Annotated in this window: 17 protein-coding genes; 4 read left to right on the plus strand and 13 right to left on the minus strand. The window is 39.4% G+C overall.

The window, feature by feature from the left end:
• Positions 1-37 precede the first annotated feature (37 nt).
• Positions 38-1,264, plus strand: a complete 1,227-nt coding sequence (locus EHQ62_RS09700) for a lipoprotein LipL46 (protein WP_135642311.1) — start codon at positions 38-40, stop codon at positions 1,262-1,264.
• 8 nt (positions 1,265-1,272) lie between these two features.
• Here the strand turns inward: EHQ62_RS09700 and EHQ62_RS09705 are convergent, their stop codons facing one another.
• From EHQ62_RS09705 to EHQ62_RS09715, 3 genes are read right to left on the minus strand one after another with little or no spacing between them, the layout of a single operon-like run.
• Positions 1,273-1,641 carry a response regulator gene (locus EHQ62_RS09705; protein ID WP_244241723.1) on the minus strand — a complete coding sequence of 123 codons (369 nt, stop codon included), beginning with the start codon at positions 1,639-1,641 and terminating at the stop codon, positions 1,273-1,275.
• Positions 1,638-2,918, minus strand: a complete 1,281-nt coding sequence (locus EHQ62_RS09710) for a GAF domain-containing sensor histidine kinase (RefSeq protein WP_135642315.1) — start codon at positions 2,916-2,918, stop codon at positions 1,638-1,640. The genes EHQ62_RS09705 and EHQ62_RS09710 overlap by 4 nt, the downstream gene beginning before the upstream one ends.
• Positions 2,919-2,969: 51 nt before the next feature.
• Complete coding sequence (locus tag EHQ62_RS09715; protein WP_135642317.1) at positions 2,970-3,524, minus strand: rhodanese-like domain-containing protein; 555 nt, start codon at positions 3,522-3,524, stop codon at positions 2,970-2,972.
• Positions 3,525-3,632: 108 nt separating this feature from the next.
• On the opposite strand from EHQ62_RS09715, the gene EHQ62_RS09720 reads away from it, so the two are divergent.
• Complete coding sequence (locus tag EHQ62_RS09720) at positions 3,633-4,145, plus strand: peptidylprolyl isomerase (protein WP_135642319.1); 513 nt, start codon at positions 3,633-3,635, stop codon at positions 4,143-4,145.
• 288 nt (positions 4,146-4,433) lie between these two features.
• On the opposite strand, the gene EHQ62_RS09725 is transcribed toward EHQ62_RS09720, so the two are convergent.
• Positions 4,434-6,287 (minus strand): monovalent cation:proton antiporter-2 (CPA2) family protein, encoded by a 1,854-nt coding sequence (locus EHQ62_RS09725; protein WP_135642321.1) that lies wholly within the window; start codon positions 6,285-6,287, stop codon positions 4,434-4,436.
• Positions 6,280-6,822 (minus strand): NAD(P)H-dependent oxidoreductase, encoded by a 543-nt coding sequence (locus EHQ62_RS09730; protein WP_135642323.1) that lies wholly within the window; start codon positions 6,820-6,822, stop codon positions 6,280-6,282. Before EHQ62_RS09730 ends, EHQ62_RS09725 begins: the two co-directional genes overlap by 8 nt.
• Positions 6,823-6,915: 93 nt before the next feature.
• On the opposite strand from EHQ62_RS09730, the gene EHQ62_RS09735 reads away from it, so the two are divergent.
• Positions 6,916-8,520 (plus strand): DedA family protein, encoded by a 1,605-nt coding sequence (locus EHQ62_RS09735; RefSeq protein ID WP_135642325.1) that lies wholly within the window; start codon positions 6,916-6,918, stop codon positions 8,518-8,520.
• Here the strand turns inward: EHQ62_RS09735 and EHQ62_RS09740 are convergent.
• The 3 genes from EHQ62_RS09740 to EHQ62_RS09750 all read right to left on the minus strand — a co-directional run bounded on the left by EHQ62_RS09740 (position 8,501) and on the right by EHQ62_RS09750 (position 11,063).
• Entirely contained in the window at positions 8,501-8,902 is a 402-nt protein-coding gene (locus tag EHQ62_RS09740; protein ID WP_135642327.1) for a DoxX family protein, read from the minus strand. The genes EHQ62_RS09735 and EHQ62_RS09740 overlap by 20 nt on opposite strands.
• A complete protein-coding gene (locus tag EHQ62_RS09745; protein ID WP_244241724.1) occupies positions 8,899-9,612 on the minus strand; it encodes an alpha/beta fold hydrolase in 714 nt (237 codons plus the stop codon). Before EHQ62_RS09745 ends, EHQ62_RS09740 begins: the two co-directional genes overlap by 4 nt.
• Positions 9,613-9,788: 176 nt before the next feature.
• Positions 9,789-11,063, minus strand: coding sequence for an adenylate/guanylate cyclase domain-containing protein (locus EHQ62_RS09750; protein ID WP_135642331.1), 1,275 nt, complete (start codon positions 11,061-11,063; stop codon positions 9,789-9,791).
• Positions 11,064-11,145: 82 nt separating this feature from the next.
• Here EHQ62_RS09750 and EHQ62_RS09755 point away from each other — a divergent pair, with 82 nt between their 5' ends.
• Positions 11,146-11,550, plus strand: a complete 405-nt coding sequence (locus tag EHQ62_RS09755; protein WP_244241725.1) for a hypothetical protein — start codon at positions 11,146-11,148, stop codon at positions 11,548-11,550.
• 137 nt (positions 11,551-11,687) lie between these two features.
• On the opposite strand, the gene EHQ62_RS09760 is transcribed toward EHQ62_RS09755, so the two are convergent.
• The 5 genes from EHQ62_RS09760 to EHQ62_RS09780 all read right to left on the minus strand — a co-directional run bounded on the left by EHQ62_RS09760 (position 11,688) and on the right by EHQ62_RS09780 (position 16,760).
• The gene (locus EHQ62_RS09760) at positions 11,688-12,563 is read right to left on the minus strand and encodes a hypothetical protein (protein WP_135642333.1); all 876 of its coding nucleotides are present in this window, start codon (positions 12,561-12,563) and stop codon (positions 11,688-11,690) included.
• Positions 12,564-12,763: 200 nt separating this feature from the next.
• Positions 12,764-13,612 carry a flagellin N-terminal helical domain-containing protein gene (locus EHQ62_RS09765; protein WP_135642335.1) on the minus strand — a complete coding sequence of 283 codons (849 nt, stop codon included), beginning with the start codon at positions 13,610-13,612 and terminating at the stop codon, positions 12,764-12,766.
• A gap of 174 nt (positions 13,613-13,786) precedes the next feature.
• A complete protein-coding gene (locus EHQ62_RS09770; protein ID WP_135621170.1) occupies positions 13,787-14,632 on the minus strand; it encodes a flagellin N-terminal helical domain-containing protein in 846 nt (281 codons plus the stop codon).
• 330 nt (positions 14,633-14,962) lie between these two features.
• Positions 14,963-15,790 (minus strand): LIC_10740 family protein, encoded by an 828-nt coding sequence (locus EHQ62_RS09775; RefSeq protein WP_135642337.1) that lies wholly within the window; start codon positions 15,788-15,790, stop codon positions 14,963-14,965.
• Positions 15,765-16,760 carry an N-acetylmuramoyl-L-alanine amidase gene (locus EHQ62_RS09780; protein WP_135642397.1) on the minus strand — a complete coding sequence of 332 codons (996 nt, stop codon included), beginning with the start codon at positions 16,758-16,760 and terminating at the stop codon, positions 15,765-15,767. Before EHQ62_RS09780 ends, EHQ62_RS09775 begins: the two co-directional genes overlap by 26 nt.
• Between the last annotated feature and the right edge of the window lie 25 nt (positions 16,761-16,785).

Below are 16,785 nucleotides of genomic sequence, written 5' to 3' on the forward strand. Positions count from 1 at the left end.
CTATAATATAGCAAATCTTCAAGGAGAAATGTCCTTCATGTTTCACCGACTTCGAATTGCTCCCTTTACCGGGATTTTAATCCTCTCTATTTTGGCGTGTGCTGGTTCCAATTCCGCGCAAAAAAACCCATCACTCCCTGACAATGTGGTCACAGCCATGGGAGAGGCCCCGATTTACCAAGGGGACTTGGCCCTTGCCCGTAATAAAGCACTCAAAGATGCAAAACTCAATGCCATCCGCAAATTGGTTGGAGAACAAATCACAGAAAAATCGGGAGTCTCTGATGGACAATCACTCGGGTCCAAACTCTATGGCAAAACCGATAGTTTCGTAAAAAAATACGACATCATCAGTGAAGAACAATGGAAACTCGACACACAAGACATGATCCGGTTGAATGTTCGCTGTGAAGTGGAAGCCACAAAACTTTCGACTGCCGTCGATGCTCTCTTAGATGATGTAGGAAATCCCCGAATTGCCGTCCTTGTGCAAACCGTTGTGAATGGAAAATCGTATCCCATTGGGTCGGCGACTAACATAGCAGAAGCGGAACTCATTGAAAAACTGCGTGCCAAAGGGAATAAGGTTGTGGATAGTTCCCAACTGACTGCACTACTCAAAAAAAATCCGAGCCTTGCCAAACTAGACCTCACTTCTGTGGAAGAAGGAAGCCCACTTCTCACACTCGCACAAGATTCAGGTGCAGAAGTTTTGATTGTGGCAAAGGTGAACACAACAGACCAAAAACCTGTGGTCTTACCTGGTGGGAAAAAAACTGATTTTTTAAGTTCTGCGGCAACTGGGCCTTACCGCATCATCCAGTTATGGGGTGATGGAAAAATTTTTGGATCAGGTAGTTTGGAAGGACGTGGTGCCGACATCACCCAAGAAGTATCCAGAGAACAAGCTGTCAAAGATTGGGCGAACTTAGTGTCTGTCAAAGTGGGAAAACAAATCAAAGATGAATGGTTCAAACTCACAGAACAAAACACAGTCATTTTAAAATTCAAAGGATTAGCTTTGGAAGACGCCATCAATTTCAAAAACGATTTGATGGAATATACATCCGTCAAACAAGTGAATGATCGCAAAACAGAATTGAACGGATCGGAATGGGAACTGACTTACCCAGGAAAAGAATCTATGTTTGCTGAAGAATTGATGTATAAAAAAGATTCGAGTTTTCGTTTCTTAAGTAGCAAAACATTAAATATCAATAGCTCAAAACGAGGAGTTGTGGAAATCGAATTTAAAAATAAATAGTTCGGAATTTACAAAGACGGGCCCGCAGAGAAAAACATCCGAATCTCTGTCGGGTCAAGTGGTTTTGCAAAATATCGCGCCACTTGTTTTTGATTGATTGCTTCTTCCATTTCATTGGTTAGGTCATAACCGGTTAACAAACAGTATACGATATTAGGTTTCTCAGTTTTTGCTTTGGAGATGAGTTCAAGACCATTCATACCCGGCATTCGCATATCACTGATGACATATTGGATCTCATCTGTTTCCAAAATTTCTTCTAAGGCTTCTTCTCCTGATTTTGCGACAAGCACATCAAAATCATTTCGGAACAAATCCCGAAAGAGATGTAAATTCATGATTTCATCATCGACATAAAGTAATTTCGGTTTTTTCACAAGGATTCCTCCTTCCATTTTGGTAAATGGATTGTGACGGTTGTCCCAACGCCCCACTCTGATTGGACATCTAAGGATCCGGAATGTTCCTTTAGTATTTTCGACGCAATGGAAAGCCCAAGGCCCACTCCCTTTCCTGGTTCCTTTGTCGTAAAAAAAGGTAACTCGATTTGGGGCAAATGTTCCTTTTGGATCCCTGTACCTGTATCCTGAATCTTGATGGATACAAGTCCATCTGCTGTCGAAGTGGTGATACTCAAACTCCCACCACTTTTTTCCATGGATTGGATGGCATTGTTTACAAGATTGAGAACGACTTGGTGGAGTTTTCCAGAATTCCCACGAATCGATAGGTCACCATTGGCAAAGGTTGTTTTTACATGGATTTTATCTCGTAGGGAATGGGAGAGGATGACCAAACAGTTTTCCACCATCTCCTGAACGGAAATGGTTTCATCCTGTGAATCACCACTCCTTGTGTATTGGTTTAGTCCTTTTACAATTTTTGTGGTCCGTTCGACACCTTCTCGTATGGCCTCTAAATACAATTTCATTTTTCCTTGGAGCACGTCGGAAGACTCGGAAACCTCAAGTAATCCATAATACCCTCCTGTGATAAAATTGAGAGGGTTGTTAATTTCATGTGCAATTCCAGCAGATAACAATCCAAGACTTGCCAGTTTTTCCGATTCAATCAATTGGTTTTGCCTTTCACTTAACTCACGTAAGGTTTTTTCTAATTTAGAAGTTCTTTCTTGGACTTGGATTTCCAGTTCCTGGTTATAAGTTTCCAGCCTACGCTCATAATCCAATCGCTCCAATTCCGCAGCGATCCTTCCTGAAAATATTTGAAATAAAGTTAAAATTTGATCTTTTTCCGTGATTTCTTTTTCATACAAACCTACTATTAAACCAATGTTTTCTTTTTTAGAATTGTACAAAGGAGTTCCAATGTAACCTTCTATATTCATTTCTGCCAATAAATGATCATTTGGAAATAATTTCTGAACTTGGTTTGGATAATAACAAATAGTTGTCTCGAGTACATTGGCACAAGGCGTACCCTCCAATGAATATTCGATATTGTTCACAATTTTACCATGTAAACATAAAGATACAGTTTTGGATTCATACTTACTTTTATCAAAAAGTGCGATAAAAACACTATCTGCACCAATGACGGAACTCAGTTTCTCAGTGAGACGATTTAAAAATTCATTTCCATAGGTATTGGAAACGGCTTCAATGATGTCAGATAATAATTCACCCTGTAACATATATTATAGTCAAATCACAAAAAGAAAATCCATTGTTTGAGGATACATCTTTTATTTGGAAGTCTGTTCGGTTTCTTTTGGTTCACTCACCAGTGGCAATTTAGTTTGGTTTACATCAAGGAGTGGCCCAAGTTCATAGATATTGTGATACCCATAGGCTTTCAGCGAATTATAGGTCGATAGGTTTAGGGATGCCGCAGGACTTTTAGCAGCAAATGCTTGTTCGTTTCCTTCAAAATTATTATTACAATAAATCAATATCTTTGATTTTGGTTCAGGGATCACAGACGCTAAACTATCTTTTGTGAATTCCGTAAAGGGAAGGTTCACTGCACCTTTGATATGCAACAAACGGTATCTATTTTCGCTACGTGCATCCAAAACCACTACCCCATCTTCCGCCATCATTTGTAAAAACTGATCTTCTGTTAAACGGTGGGTTTCCCGTTCTGATTCGGAACGGTTGACAATTTTTTTAAATTGTCCGTAATCAATGAGTCGGTTGGGAATGGGTTCCAGTTTTGGTTTTTTAGCTTGTTTTTGGTTTGGTTTTGCCACCAAAGAAAATACAAACAGAATGAGAACTAGTACGATAACTCGTTTCATGGTGATCCCCTTATCAGAAAAACAAACCCAAGTATACCAAGGAAAATGGCAGGAACTCAAATCTTTTTTCAGCTTGCCAGGGGATTTATCAGGAATTGAGTGAAAGGAATGAGTACATTACGCGCTGTTATCAAAACAAATAAAGGAGAAATCCGAATCGATCTCACTCCTGACAAAACTCCAAACACTGTTGCCAATTTTGTCAACTTAGCCCAAAGGAAATTTTACGATGGTTTGAAATTCCACCGGGTCATTGCTGATTTTATGATCCAAGGTGGTTGCCCCCTAGGAACGGGAACCGGCGGACCTGGTTATAAATTCCGAGATGAATTTGATTCTAGTTTGAAACACAACAAACCTGGGGTGCTTTCGATGGCAAATGCAGGGCCAGGGACCAATGGAAGTCAATTTTTTATCACCCATGTCCCTACCCCATGGCTCGATGGAAAACATTCGGTATTTGGTTCCGTGGTGGATGCTTCTGACCAAGAAGTGGTGGATGCCATCAGACAAGGTGATGTGATGGAATCGATCACAATTGAAGGCGATGTGACAGGTGTATTTGCCGTTGCAAAACCATACTTGGAAGAATGGAACGCGGTCTTAGATTCTAAAAAATAAAACTTGCTCTTTTTTGGCCAAAGAATCCTAGTCTAAAGGCTATGAAAGAGGCTAAAAAACCGAAACCAATCTCCCAAATCAAATTGGCTTCGAGGACCATTTTCTCCTTGAAACCAACAAAAGTCAAACCGTCCAAAAAAATCTATTCCCGAAAAGGCAAAAACGACCTTTCGGGAATTTTTTTTATTCTAAACGTTTAATCGTTTGTTTTCGTTAACGTTTTACCTCTTCCTTCCTTTCCCTCTTTCCCATTTCCCTTTTTCACCATGAAATTCACCTAAAGAGAGTTTACCTTTCCATCTCACTCCAGCTATCTTTCCCTAGTTCTTCTTCTTTTCCTAAATCAACAAACATCAATCGCTCTAATTCAGTATTCCTTTGTTTTGCCAAACTGATGTACTGGACACGATCTTTACGTAGGGCAAATAGTTCCTGGAAGGTTTCATCGTCATGAGCCAAAAAAATATTTTTAGCACGTTCTGCTGCATAGGAACGTGTGCCGAGTAGTTTTAAGACATCCGCACCGAGTTTGACAGCTGTTTCTCTTGTTTCCCTGTAGATGTAATCTAAACCCATTTCTTTTAAATCATACGCTTCTTCTCTATCGCCAGCTCTTGCCACAATTTGAATGTTTGGGTAATGGTGTTTCACATTCCGAATGAGTTCCTGTTGTTTTTCAGGATGGTCCAGTGCAGCAATTAGAACTTTAGCATGTTCTAAACCAGCATTTTCCAAAAGTTCAAGTCTTGTGGCATCACCAAAAAAAACTTTAAATCCAAAACGACCAAGCATTTCGACCCGGTCTGCATCATAGTCCAAAATTGTGATACCCACTCCATGGGATTTTAAAAAACGACCGACCATATTTCCAAATCGCCCAAACCCACAAATAATGATTGGATTTTCTTCCTTTTCAATTGAGTTACTTGATTCTTTTTTCGGTGCCTTAGATTGTAAGAACTCAAAAAATGTTTTTTCGTATAACAATAATAAAATTGGAGTACATGCCATGCTCAAGGCAACACAAGCAACAAGGATCACTGTTGTTTCTTTATTAAAAATCCCAAGACCTTCTGAATAACCAAACAATACAAAAGAAAATTCACCTACCTGTGATAAAGCAAGAGACATGTATAAATTTTGGTCTAAAGGAAGTTTAAATAAAAAACCAAGGATTAATAATACAAATGCTTTGGCGAAAATGATTCCAGATACAATTCCCAAAATGGTCATGGGGTGTTCCATTACGACTGGTAGGTCCATCGAAGCACCAACACTTAAAAAAAATAAACCAAGAAGTAAACCTTTAAAGGGTTCAATATTACTTTCTAATTCATGTCGAAATTCACTACTTGCGAGCACTACACCTGCAAGGAAGGTTCCAAGGGCCGCTGATACACCGACTGCACCCATAAGGACCGAAATCGCAATCACAAGTAATAAACTAGCTCCTGTAAAGATCTCTCGACTACCCGATTTTGCAATCAACCGAAAGAGTGGACTGAGTAAATACCGACCAACCAAAATTATACCCAATACAACAAAGAGGACAACAAGTGTTTTTTGGTAAGCTGGTAAATGATCCACCAAAGAATGGCTGTGTTCCGAAACCTCTGTCGACTGACCACTTAACATTGGGAAGATGGCTAGAATCGGAATGACTGCCATATCTTGGAATAACAAAATGGAAAAGGAAGCCTGACCAGAAACTGATTTCATCAATCCTTTTTCTTTTAAGGTCTGTAAAACAATGGCGGTAGAGGATAAAGACAAAATTAGTCCCAAAGCCAAAGAAGATTTCCATGAATATTGGAAATACACTCCGAGGACAAAAACAAAGACCGTTGTGAATACGAGTTGCAAACCACCTAGGCCGAGTAACCAAAATTTCAATCGCCAAAGTAAATTTAATTCTAACTCCAAACCAATGGCAAACAACATCATCACAACACCGAACTCGGCAAAGTGTAATAAGTCTTTTCCTTCCGTGCCCACAAACCCAAACACAAATGGCCCAATGACAATGCCTGCAACCAAATAACCGAGAACTGTCCCAAGTCCAAAACGATTGGCAATCGGAACCATAATGATGGCACTTGTTAAATAGATCATTGCTTGAATGAAAAAATTGACTTCACCCATTGTTGGCCTCTAAAGTTTCTAAAATAAAATTTTTATACCGAATGGATTCTTTTTGGAATTCATCTTCTTTTAGGTGAAAAGTCCCTTGCACTAAAAATGGTTTTTGGTATTCCATTTTGCAGAGTTCTGCCGTCCTTTGGAAAGGCAAAAGGAAATCCTCAATCAAATGACCGTGGAATCCTTCTTTAGAATAAGCAGATTTTGAACCACCAGTAGTGATCGCTTGGATCCATTTTTTTCCCTTTAAAAAATTTCCATTTTTACCATAAGCCCAACCATCTTCCAAAACGGAATCGATCCATTGTTTTAAAAGAGGTGGGCAACTGTACCAGTAAAACGGGTGTTGGAATAAAATGATATCATGACTGAGTAAATAGGTTTGTTCTTCTTTGACGTTGATCGTAAAATGTGGGTATAGTTCGTATAAATCTCGTAATGTGATCTGATCCGATTGAGGAATCGAATCCAATAACATTTGATTCGCTTTGGAACGCTCCAAATAAGGATGGGCCAACAAAATTAAAATCTTTGCCATAAAGGTTAAAGGAATAAGGCATTTCCAAGGAAGCAAACCTTAAATTCCCGATTTCTATTGACCGTTTCTAAAAAAATTCCAAATTCGACTTTTGTGGGAAATTTGTTTCTGATTTTGTTTTTTTCTAGTTTTGTTTCTGAAGACTTGACTTGCATCAGTGCAGGAATTCTCGCCAATGAAAACAAACTCTCCTTACTCTTTGCAATTCTTTTCACAGGGATTGGTATTTTCATAGGTGACTTAGGATTGTATGGAGTCGGGTATTACTTCAAATCTATTTTCCAAAAATGGAATCCAATCCAAAGGTATGAGAATTCGTTAACAAACCATTCTATTTTCAAAAAATGGCAAGATCATTTTGTTTGGTCCATATTTGTCTCAAGGTTCCTACCAGGGACACGTTTGCCATTGTACCTACTCAGTGGGTATTTCCGTATGCCTTTTCTCATTTTTACAAGTATCAGTTTTTTGGCAGTATCCCTCTGGACTTCCGCTTTTGTTTCCTTCGTTTTCCTTTATGGCAAATGGGTTTCAAAATATTTTACCCACCAATCATTTGTTTTGTGGGCAATACTAGTTGGACTTAGTTTTTATTTTTGTTACCAATCCATTTTGATTCTTATTTTTCCAGAGAAACGAAAAAAGTTACAACTTTTCCTTTTGAAATACTCAAAATTAGAATTTTGGCCGAGTGTCCTATTTTACCTTCCCCTTGTTCCTTATCTCATCTACTTAAGTTTAAGACACCGTGGCATTCGTTACCTAACAACGACAAACCCAGGCATATTCGCCTCAGGGATCGCTGGTGAATCCAAATCCGAAATCTTAGCTTTAATTCCAAAACCATTTGTTGCCAAATATTTGCTCCTAAAGAAACAAGAAGGATCAAAAGATAAAAAAGTTCAAATTTGGATGAAACAAAACCAATTGCGCTTCCCGATCATCGCAAAACCAGACATAGGGGAACGAGGCCTATTGGTTCATAAAATCCAAAACCAAAACGAATTATCAAATTTATTCCAATCCTATCCGATGGATTGGTTGTTACAAGAGTATGTGAAGGGCCCTTTTGAAGTAGGAGTATTTTACTTTCGCCGGCCCCAAGAGAAAAGTGGACAGTTATTTTCCATTACCGAGAAAGTGTTTCCAAAACTCACAGGAGATGGGATTGCAACCATCGAAACCTTACTCCGAAACCACCCTCGTTATCGTTTCCAATTTGAAACTCATAAAAAACACAACCATTTCCAATTACAAAGAATCATTCCCAATGGGGAAACCGTTTCCATTGGATCCATTGGGAACCATATCCAAGGTTGCCTCTTCCAGGATGGTGAATTCTATCGGACCAAAAACCTGGAACGAAAAATTGTAAAAATTGGAGATGCCACAAAAGGTTTTTATTTTGGAAGGTTTGACATTCGTTTTTCCAATCAAAAAGATTTTCTAAATGGAAACAATTTCAAAATCATCGAATTAAACGGAGTCACAAGTGAATCCACAAACCTTTATGATCCCAAATTTTCTATTTTGCAAAGTTATTCCATTTTATACAAACAATGGAAACTCATTTATGAAATCGGTGTTGCCAATTTTCGAAACGGACAGAATTTAACACCCTATCGTACCTTGTTCCAATTACTCAGTGACCATAAAAAGTACAGAAGGACATTTACTCTTACCGAAAAAAATCTTTGATATAGGGAATTTTCTTTCGTTCTGAATATGTAAGGTACAAAGAAAGCACAAAAACAAGGACTGCCAAACTAAACAAAAGTCCTCCATCTCCCATCACAACAATTCCCAAAAAAACAAAATGGGAAAGAATGGCACCTAACATTAAATTAAATGCTAACAATGCCCCAAGCCAAACCAACTGGGGAATCAGCAACAAAATCACACAAATCGTTTCCATAATGGCAAGTCCAATTCTACCCCAAGGTTCCATCGCAAGTGTGGTAAAAATGTACACTGACTCTTCTGAGCCTGTATATTTAAAATACAATGTTTGCCCAATGATGAGGATCACCAAAATTCGAATTAGGTGGAACAATGCAGGGTGGAATAAAATTGATTTCATAAACTTTCCTCATTTAAGATGATTGTTTTAATTTCTTTAAACCTAGTCCAAGGGATAAAATGGCTTCCATCGTTTATGGTATACGTTTTCAATTTTCCCTGGTAGGAAAGATCAGGTAAATAATTTTTATGTTCGATGGGGACAATGCCATCAGATTCCCCATGGATGATGATCACAGGGATATTTGCCACCTTTACATCATCCCTTAGAACCTCTAATTCCGATTGTAAAGGAAACATTTCTTCATTACTCCGAATCCAAGAATCTGGCAACATCCATTGTACAAAGGAATGATTCGCCAAGTGGTTATAAAATTTGAGTCTTTCCCATTTCGGATCCATGGGCGCAGAAAGTAAAACCACTTTTAGATTGGCTTTGGATTGCCCTTGCAATATAAGTCCAACTCCAAAAGCGACAGGACCACCATACGAATGTCCAAGGATCGTGATCTCTTGGAAATCCAAATCGTTCCTTTTGATAAATGTTTGGATCATTTCAGCCAAACTGGCTGATTGCAATTTTAGGTTCGCTTGGAATGGTTTTTGGAAGGACTTTCCAAATCCTAATCGGTCTGGTGAAACGATACAATTCCTCTTTTGTAAAGACTCATCTTCGAGATACAATGTAAAGTCCGAACCTTCTCCCGGTGATCCATGGATGAATACCAAAAGTTTTGATTTTTTCGTGCATCGATTGCTTAAGCTATACATGTTTCCAAACTTTGTTGGAACGAGATGTGATTGAATGCTTTCTTTTTTTCCATTGGGAAAACATACTATCGAAAAGAAGGTGGTGGAAAAAAGAAAACAGAAGAGTAAAAAAATCAAATACCAAGTTTTATTTCGATTCAAACTGAGTTTCCGAAACAAGATCAACACAGGGCATCCTAATAAAACAAAGCACCTGTTTTGTACATTCTTTGGAACAATTCATTTGGTTTTTTTGGATCCACTGCATGCATGTACTCAGGCAAAAATCCTTTTACTAAAAACATTTCAATATCGGCTTTATTTTTGATGGAAACAAATCCTCTTGGCTCACATTCAAAAACCTTTTTCACTTCCTCATATACATCCCGAGAAATGTTCACTTCACCAACAACGCCACTACTCTCCAAACGGCTGGCAGTGTTCACCGTATCCCCCCAAACGTCATAAGCAAACTTATCTGTTCCAACAACCCCCGCAACAAGTGGTCCGATATGGATACCCAAACGAATTTCCCAAAATTCTCTTCCTTGGATCGAATGGATTTCTTTTTGTTCTGCCATATAAGCCTGAAAGCCTAGGCCACATAACACAGAATCAATGGCATTTGATTCGTTTTCATTCGGAATGCCACCAACCGCCATATAAGCATCCCCTATGGTTTTGATTTTTTCCATTCGGTATTCTTTGCAAATGGAATCAAAAGCACGAAAGATTTGGTCTAACTCGTGCACTAAGTCTTCCGCATTCATTTTTTCTGCAATTTTGGTGAACCCAACCATATCACAAAACAGAACTGAGGCGGTTTCGTACCGCTTTGGGATCACCCGTGCTTCTTTTTTTAACTCATCAGCTATGGGTTCTGGTAAAATATTAAGCAGCAATGCTTCCGATTTTTTCCTTTCAATATTTAAATTTCGACTTAAGATAAAAATCAAAATTCCTGTAAGGATTTGCACAAATAAATAATTTCCACCAGCGTCCAAATAACGATCCATCTCGGTCGCATAACCTGTGACCCATTCCCTGTGGTAGTATTCCACAATGTACAACAAAGCCGACACGGTTATGTAAATTGAATAAACCAAAAAAATATTATGATTTCTGATGAGGATGAGTGCGATGACAAGGGAAGGAATCAGGTAATAATGATTCCCACCAATGGAACCTCCATTAAAAAACCACATAGATGCTAAATAAAACAAAATGGTTAAATTGAAAGGCCAGTACAAAATAAAATAAATACTTTTCACACGGCTAAGATAGTACATGGCAAGCATAAGGATTCCAGATCCAACATTCAAACTGACGAGTATGAGATAGTTTTCTAAATAAAATACCCCAAAAACGCCAAGTAGATTGAGGAGGCCATTGACAAGTGAGACAGTATTGAACAATCGATGTTCAAGAGAATGTTTTTTGGGATCACCTAAAAAGAAATAAATCCATTTCATTATAACCGAAGATTATCCTTCCCAAATCATGGAGGATTCAAGTATTTTTCCAGGTTTTCAAATGCCCTCAGGAATTGACATTTTGGAGGCATCGATTAGAATGAGGGACATGAAAGTGGATGGAAAAAAAGCCTTAGAGGTATTAGATAAGGCAAACAATGCAAAGGCGAATGGTTTGGATGAAACTGCCTTATCTTTATACAGCGAATACCTATCAATGGTTGATCCCTCCTTCACCCAGAGGGTTTGGCTATCCATGGCCGAAATATTTTTGAAATCCAACCGATTGCAGGAAGCATTGGTTCACACAAGCAAAGCACTGGAGGTGATGAAAGACTATCTTCCGGCCTTAGAACTCAAAAAAGAAATCTTAAAATTAATGGGACTTCAAAACGAAGCAAAAGAAATCGAAACATTGACCAAACGATTGGACCAAGAAGAACAAGCAAAATGGGATGATCCAAACCATTATTATCATTATAAATAAGGATAATGAGTGACTAAAAAGAATCGCATTCCCGAAACGTCGTGATCCATGGAGAGATGAGTGGGTGAATTGGGTCAAATCATCGAAAACAAACTGAATCCATTCTCCTCAATCGAGAGGATACACAAAATGTATCCTTAAAAACCAACTGCATTCACAGGCTCTAAATCACAGGCATCGGCTTGTAAAGAGGATGTAAGTGCTGGATTGAAACTCAATCCCTGTAATGCAGAATTGGGTTTGTTGCAATTCCCAACTTCGACCAATTGGCTTGAGAAAAAACTGGCGTATTGGATTTCGATTAAGGCAAAATTGGTAATTTCTTTTTTGCATCTGTCAAAAGACTCCATCGTATAATAAGCTCTGTCTCCTATCCGAGTGATGGCTTCAAAAATATAGGGGCCATTGATCAGTCCGGAAACTGAATCAAGAGTTGCCATACTTGCGGTTTCTGTGCTGTATTGCTTCAAACGAATGTATGCAGTTTCCGTACAACGAATTGCCAAACATTGACCAGAATCGACTGTCATAAACGATCCAATCGTAGAACTGATCCCCAAACCAGATAAATCAGTGGTTCCACATGCACCTGCACTTGCGGTATAATAACATATGGCGTTAGAAGAAGTATTCTGTGTTTTTAAGATTTTACCAGTGAACCTAAGGGAAGCACTTGTTTGGTTGGATCGGAAATATTGAGTCCCACCTGATATAACAGTTAAATCCACATACTCTGTAGCGGAAGGCAAATTGAAATTTGCACCAGTGGTAGGAGTTGAAAAAGCTGTGATGGCTGAAGATTCTCTTTGGCATGTGTAATTGGAATTGGAACTGTATGAAGTTGATGAAATCGATCCAGACAATATCCCTAGAAAACTTACAAAACCTAAATTATTACGATGTTCTTGGAGTTGTTTTTTTGCTTCTTCCCCTCTAATTCCAAAAGGCGAAAAAAAATTGGTGCAATTGGCAAAAAACAGAAAAACAAAAATAGAAAATACAATTTTTAACATAGACTATCTTCGTCTTTCGGGCGTTAATCTGTCAAACATTTCTCGTTAGGTGAACCAACCCAATTTCCATATTTATATAAAAATATTCGATCTATCTAAACTACTGGATTCAAATACTTTGCAATAAATAAAAAAGCCTCTCCCCAAAGTTTCCTTCGAGAAGAGGCAACCGTCTTAAGGCAACTCTTGCCTTTTACGACTTAAGTGTTATTCAAAAGTCGTAATACAGAATTTGGTCTGAGGCTGGCTTGCGCTAGCATTGCCGTACCGCTTTGCACGAGAATTTGTTTCGTCGTGAGCGCTACCATTTCCTCAGCCATATCTGCGTCCCTAATCCTTGATTCGGATGCTTGCATATTTTCGTATGCACCCATGAGGCCTTTTGCAGTACTTTCGAGCCTATTTTGATAAGCTCCCATATCTGCTCTCTGCTTCATGATCTTGTTCAAGGCGAAGTCCGCTTTGGCAATCGCTTCGTCTGCTTTTCCAGGTGTGGAAAGTGCAATTTTAATTGCCCCTTCTGACATCTTCAAAGCTTTCGAAGTCATCGTTCCAATGTAGAAACGCTCTCTTTGCTTTGCGTTTGCTCCCATGTGAAACCACATCGATGCTTTCGTTGACTTTCGAGCGAAGTCTCCTTCAAACAGTTTCATTTTATTGAACTCTGCTTGTGAAGCAATTCGATCGATCTCATCCACCAGCGCAGATACTTCTACCTGCACGAGTTGCCTGTCCTCAGGTGTGTAGATTCCGTTCGATGTCTGGATCGCTAAGGTCCGGATTCGTTGGATGATTTCAGCCGACTGGTCAAGGTAACCCTCTGCAGTCTGGATGAAACTGAGTCCATCTTCCGTATTCCTTTCCGCCTGACGTAAACCACGAATTTGTGTTCGTAGTTTTTCCGAAACAGCCAGACCAGAAGCATCATCACCGGCAAGGTTAATCCTTTGCCCAGTGGAGAGATTCCTCATGGTCTTATCTACATCCCATTGTGTAAACTTGAGAGCACGATGTGATTGGATCGCACTCATGTTGTGATTGATAATCATTGGCCTACACTCCTTTGTGTATTACCAAGAACGGTATGTATTTCGTTCTTAGCCGGACAATCCCTGTCCGGTGTCAAGGATGAGCTTTCATTTTGCCACCTGGCAGGGGAAAGCCGGCTGATTATCTAATTACAACTCTTCAGTTACACTAACCACTCACCTCATTAACTTTTGTTAACGAAGGAGAGAAAGAACTCCTTGTGGACGAACATTCGCCTGAGCTAACATAGCAGTTCCAGATTGAACTAAAATCTGGTTCTTTGTGAAAGCCACAGTTTCTTCTGCCATATCCGCATCACGGATCCTAGACTCGGAAGCTTGGGTATTCTCATAAGCGTTCATGAGCCCTTTTGCAGTATGCTCAAGACGGTTAAAGTAAGCACCTAAGTTTGCTCTTTGTTTGCTAATACGCGTTAACGCAGCATCCAAAGTTCCGATCGCATCATTTGACTTGTCAGCAGTTGATAAAGACAAGAGTTCTCCACTTTGACCTTTAAGATTAAGTGCACGTGCAGTCATTGTTGCAATGAACACTCTTTCTCTTTGGTGCATGTTTGGTCCCAAGTGAAACCACATAGAGGTTGCTCTTGATCCACGTGCAAAATCTCCTTGAAGCAAATTCATTTTATTGAATTCAGCTTGGGAAGCAATTCTGTCCACTTCATCGATAAGTTGTGATACTTCGACTTGGATCATTTGTCTGTCTTCTTCAGTATAAATACCGTTAGACGATTGGATTGCAAGAGTTCGAATTCTTTGAATGATATCATTCGATTCTTGCAAAAACCCTTCCGTTGTTTGGATAAGGCTCATACCGTCTTCGGTATTTCTTTCTGCTTGTCTAAGACCATTCACTTGCGTTCTCATTTTTTCCGAAACGGCAAGGCCAGATGCATCATCACCTGCTCGGTTGATGCGCATACCTGAGGAGAGTTTTTCCATATTTTTGGAGACTTCCTCGTTTTGGAACTTGAGTACGCGATGTGAGTTGATCGCGGCTAAATTGTGGTTTATGATCATGGGTTTCCTCCTTGAAACTTGATCTGGCAAACGAGAGAATCCCTTCCCTCGCTTTTTTTTGTGTCTGGCTTTCAGGCCCCATTGGTGCCTAAAATCTCTATTTATTCCCTTAGTATGTCGGTGATTGGAGATAGGAAATTAATTCGAAGAAATTGGGTATTATTTGTAAGAATTTGGTATTTTTTACCAAATTTTAGGGTTTTTTATCGACTTTAGCGTTTTATTTTTTTTAAAAAAAATTCTATTTTTCCCAATACGAACATCGGTATTTCTCCATTTTCCATAAGCAAAATTTGAAAAATGGAGAAAAATCGCGGGGAATCCCCTAAATTAGCGGGTAGTGAGTGGGGAGAGGGAATTCCATTGGTACACAGGATTTAGGTTCCCGGAAAATTTATGTTCAATGGTTTTGATGTCTTTAAAATTTTCAAAAATGCTTGCATTTAACGCCCGTAAGGTTTGATCCATTGCCTGGATGCGACGTTTGTTTAAAACCTCTTCCGATTCCTTAGGGCCCGTATCTGTTCCCCCAGTATAGTACGTGATGGTATCCACAGGGGCATTTGGATTCTCTTCTTCCGAATCAAGGGTTTCCCCTTCTTGTTTGGTGCGGGGAAGTCTGTATTTTTCCATAATGGATTCTAATTTACTTACATTCCAATCAAGCACGAGTTTTTGATTTTTGTCTATGAACCAGGACTGTACCAATGCAAAACGAATGTCCAAAAGTTTTTTCGGAGAAAAAAGTTTCCCGTCCTTTCCCAACGCTTCCACTGAATCAAAGTAAGGTGGTGCACCCACTTCACCTACAATTTGGTACACAAGGGCACCGTTTTCTTCCCTTTTTAAAACCTTCCGATGGATGGGAATTTGTTCCCCTTCTCCATTTGAAATATAAATCACAATGGGTTCTCTATGATCAAGAGAAGGATAGGAATACAACTGAAAGGGAACCAGTAAGCGGAATGGATTTTGTTCTGCTAAAATGAAAAAACTAAAAAAGAGAAGCAAACTAAACCATGAACCAAATAAAAAAATAAAATCACGAGTGAGTTTGGTTTCCCCTGTTCCAATTTTATAAAACCGAAGGGATATCGTTTTTAAAAATTGCCAATAGGTTTTGATTAATTCTTTAATCTTTTGCAGATGCGTATTCATGAATTCCTTTGATCACACTCCGAGCGATTTTCTTTTGGAAGGTTTTATCTCGGAGTTTTTTACTTTCTTCGGGGTTTGTCAGATACCCCATTTCCACAAGTACAGCAGGCATAAGGCTTCCTCGCAAGACGGAAAAATCTGCCTTTTTCACTCCTCGGGAAGGAATTTCAGGGCTTAAGGCCTTTTCGTATTGCTCAGCCACTGCATCGGCTAATTTTTTGGACCGCCTTTGGGTCACACTGGATAGCATTTGGGACTGGATTTCTGCGACCACTGGGTTTTTGTGTTTTCCAATGGTTCGGTTTTCTAAAAGGGCAGTTTCCCTCGCCGCTTCCGTGCTAGGACTTTGGGAAAGGTAGTACACTTCAAAACCAGCTGCTTTGTCAGAAAGCGAAGCATTGCAATGGAAGCTGATAAAAATCACATCCCTTGTATCAGCTAAGACGCGGTTGGCAAACTTAGAACGGTCTTCTAATTCCACAAACCTGTCATCCTTTCTTACCATCTCCACTCGGATCTCAGGGTAGTACTTTCGGAGGTACAAATAAGTATACCTTGCTACCCCAAGGCTTACCTCTTTTTCGTAATAACCTGTATGGTCGGCAGTCCCTGGGTCTTTGCCCCCATGCCCTGCGTCAATGACGATGGCCTTCACTCCCAAACTTCGTTTGGGAACGGTTTCTTTTGGAATGAGCACAAGGAGTTCCGATTCTTTGAATTGGTAACGAACATCGTAAGCAATCAAATTGAGTAAAACTGCCTCAACCATATCCAATGGAAGGTACACTTCGTCCTCTTTTTTTAAAATGGCTTTGGGGAGTTTGTAAATTTTCCCATCCAAGGTGTAAAAACTGCTCCCTATCCGAAATTGTAAGTTTCCTTGTGGGGTATAAATCCCACCGACACCTGTGTATTTTTTTAGTTTGGTGGAAAGTTCAGGTAAAATGGATTTGAGATCGGAAAAGGCAATGTAGTTCCCTTTCCCGTAGATCGGA

The sequence above is a fragment of the Leptospira jelokensis genome (genome assembly GCF_004769635.1).
Taxonomy (GTDB): Bacteria; Spirochaetota; Leptospiria; order Leptospirales; family Leptospiraceae; genus Leptospira_A; species Leptospira_A jelokensis.

Coding starts and splice junctions, on each gene's coding strand:
- EHQ62_RS09700 (WP_135642311.1), top strand. CDS start 38: ATGTTTCACCGACTTCGAATTGCTCCCTTTACCGGGATTTTAATCCTC.
- EHQ62_RS09710 (WP_135642315.1), bottom strand. CDS start 2,918: ATGTTACAGGGTGAATTATTATCTGACATCATTGAAGCCGTTTCCAAT.
- EHQ62_RS09715 (WP_135642317.1), bottom strand. CDS start 3,524: ATGAAACGAGTTATCGTACTAGTTCTCATTCTGTTTGTATTTTCTTTG.
- EHQ62_RS09720 (WP_135642319.1), top strand. CDS start 3,633: ATGAGTACATTACGCGCTGTTATCAAAACAAATAAAGGAGAAATCCGA.
- EHQ62_RS09725 (WP_135642321.1), bottom strand. CDS start 6,287: ATGGGTGAAGTCAATTTTTTCATTCAAGCAATGATCTATTTAACAAGT.
- EHQ62_RS09730 (WP_135642323.1), bottom strand. CDS start 6,822: ATGGCAAAGATTTTAATTTTGTTGGCCCATCCTTATTTGGAGCGTTCC.
- EHQ62_RS09740 (WP_135642327.1), bottom strand. CDS start 8,902: ATGAAATCAATTTTATTCCACCCTGCATTGTTCCACCTAATTCGAATT.
- EHQ62_RS09745 (WP_244241724.1), bottom strand. CDS start 9,612: ATGTATAGCTTAAGCAATCGATGCACGAAAAAATCAAAACTTTTGGTA.
- EHQ62_RS09750 (WP_135642331.1), bottom strand. CDS start 11,063: ATGAAATGGATTTATTTCTTTTTAGGTGATCCCAAAAAACATTCTCTT.
- EHQ62_RS09760 (WP_135642333.1), bottom strand. CDS start 12,563: ATGTTAAAAATTGTATTTTCTATTTTTGTTTTTCTGTTTTTTGCCAAT.
- EHQ62_RS09765 (WP_135642335.1), bottom strand. CDS start 13,612: ATGATTATCAATCACAACATGAGTGCGATCCAATCACATCGTGCTCTC.
- EHQ62_RS09770 (WP_135621170.1), bottom strand. CDS start 14,632: ATGATCATAAACCACAATTTAGCCGCGATCAACTCACATCGCGTACTC.
- EHQ62_RS09775 (WP_135642337.1), bottom strand. CDS start 15,790: ATGAATACGCATCTGCAAAAGATTAAAGAATTAATCAAAACCTATTGG.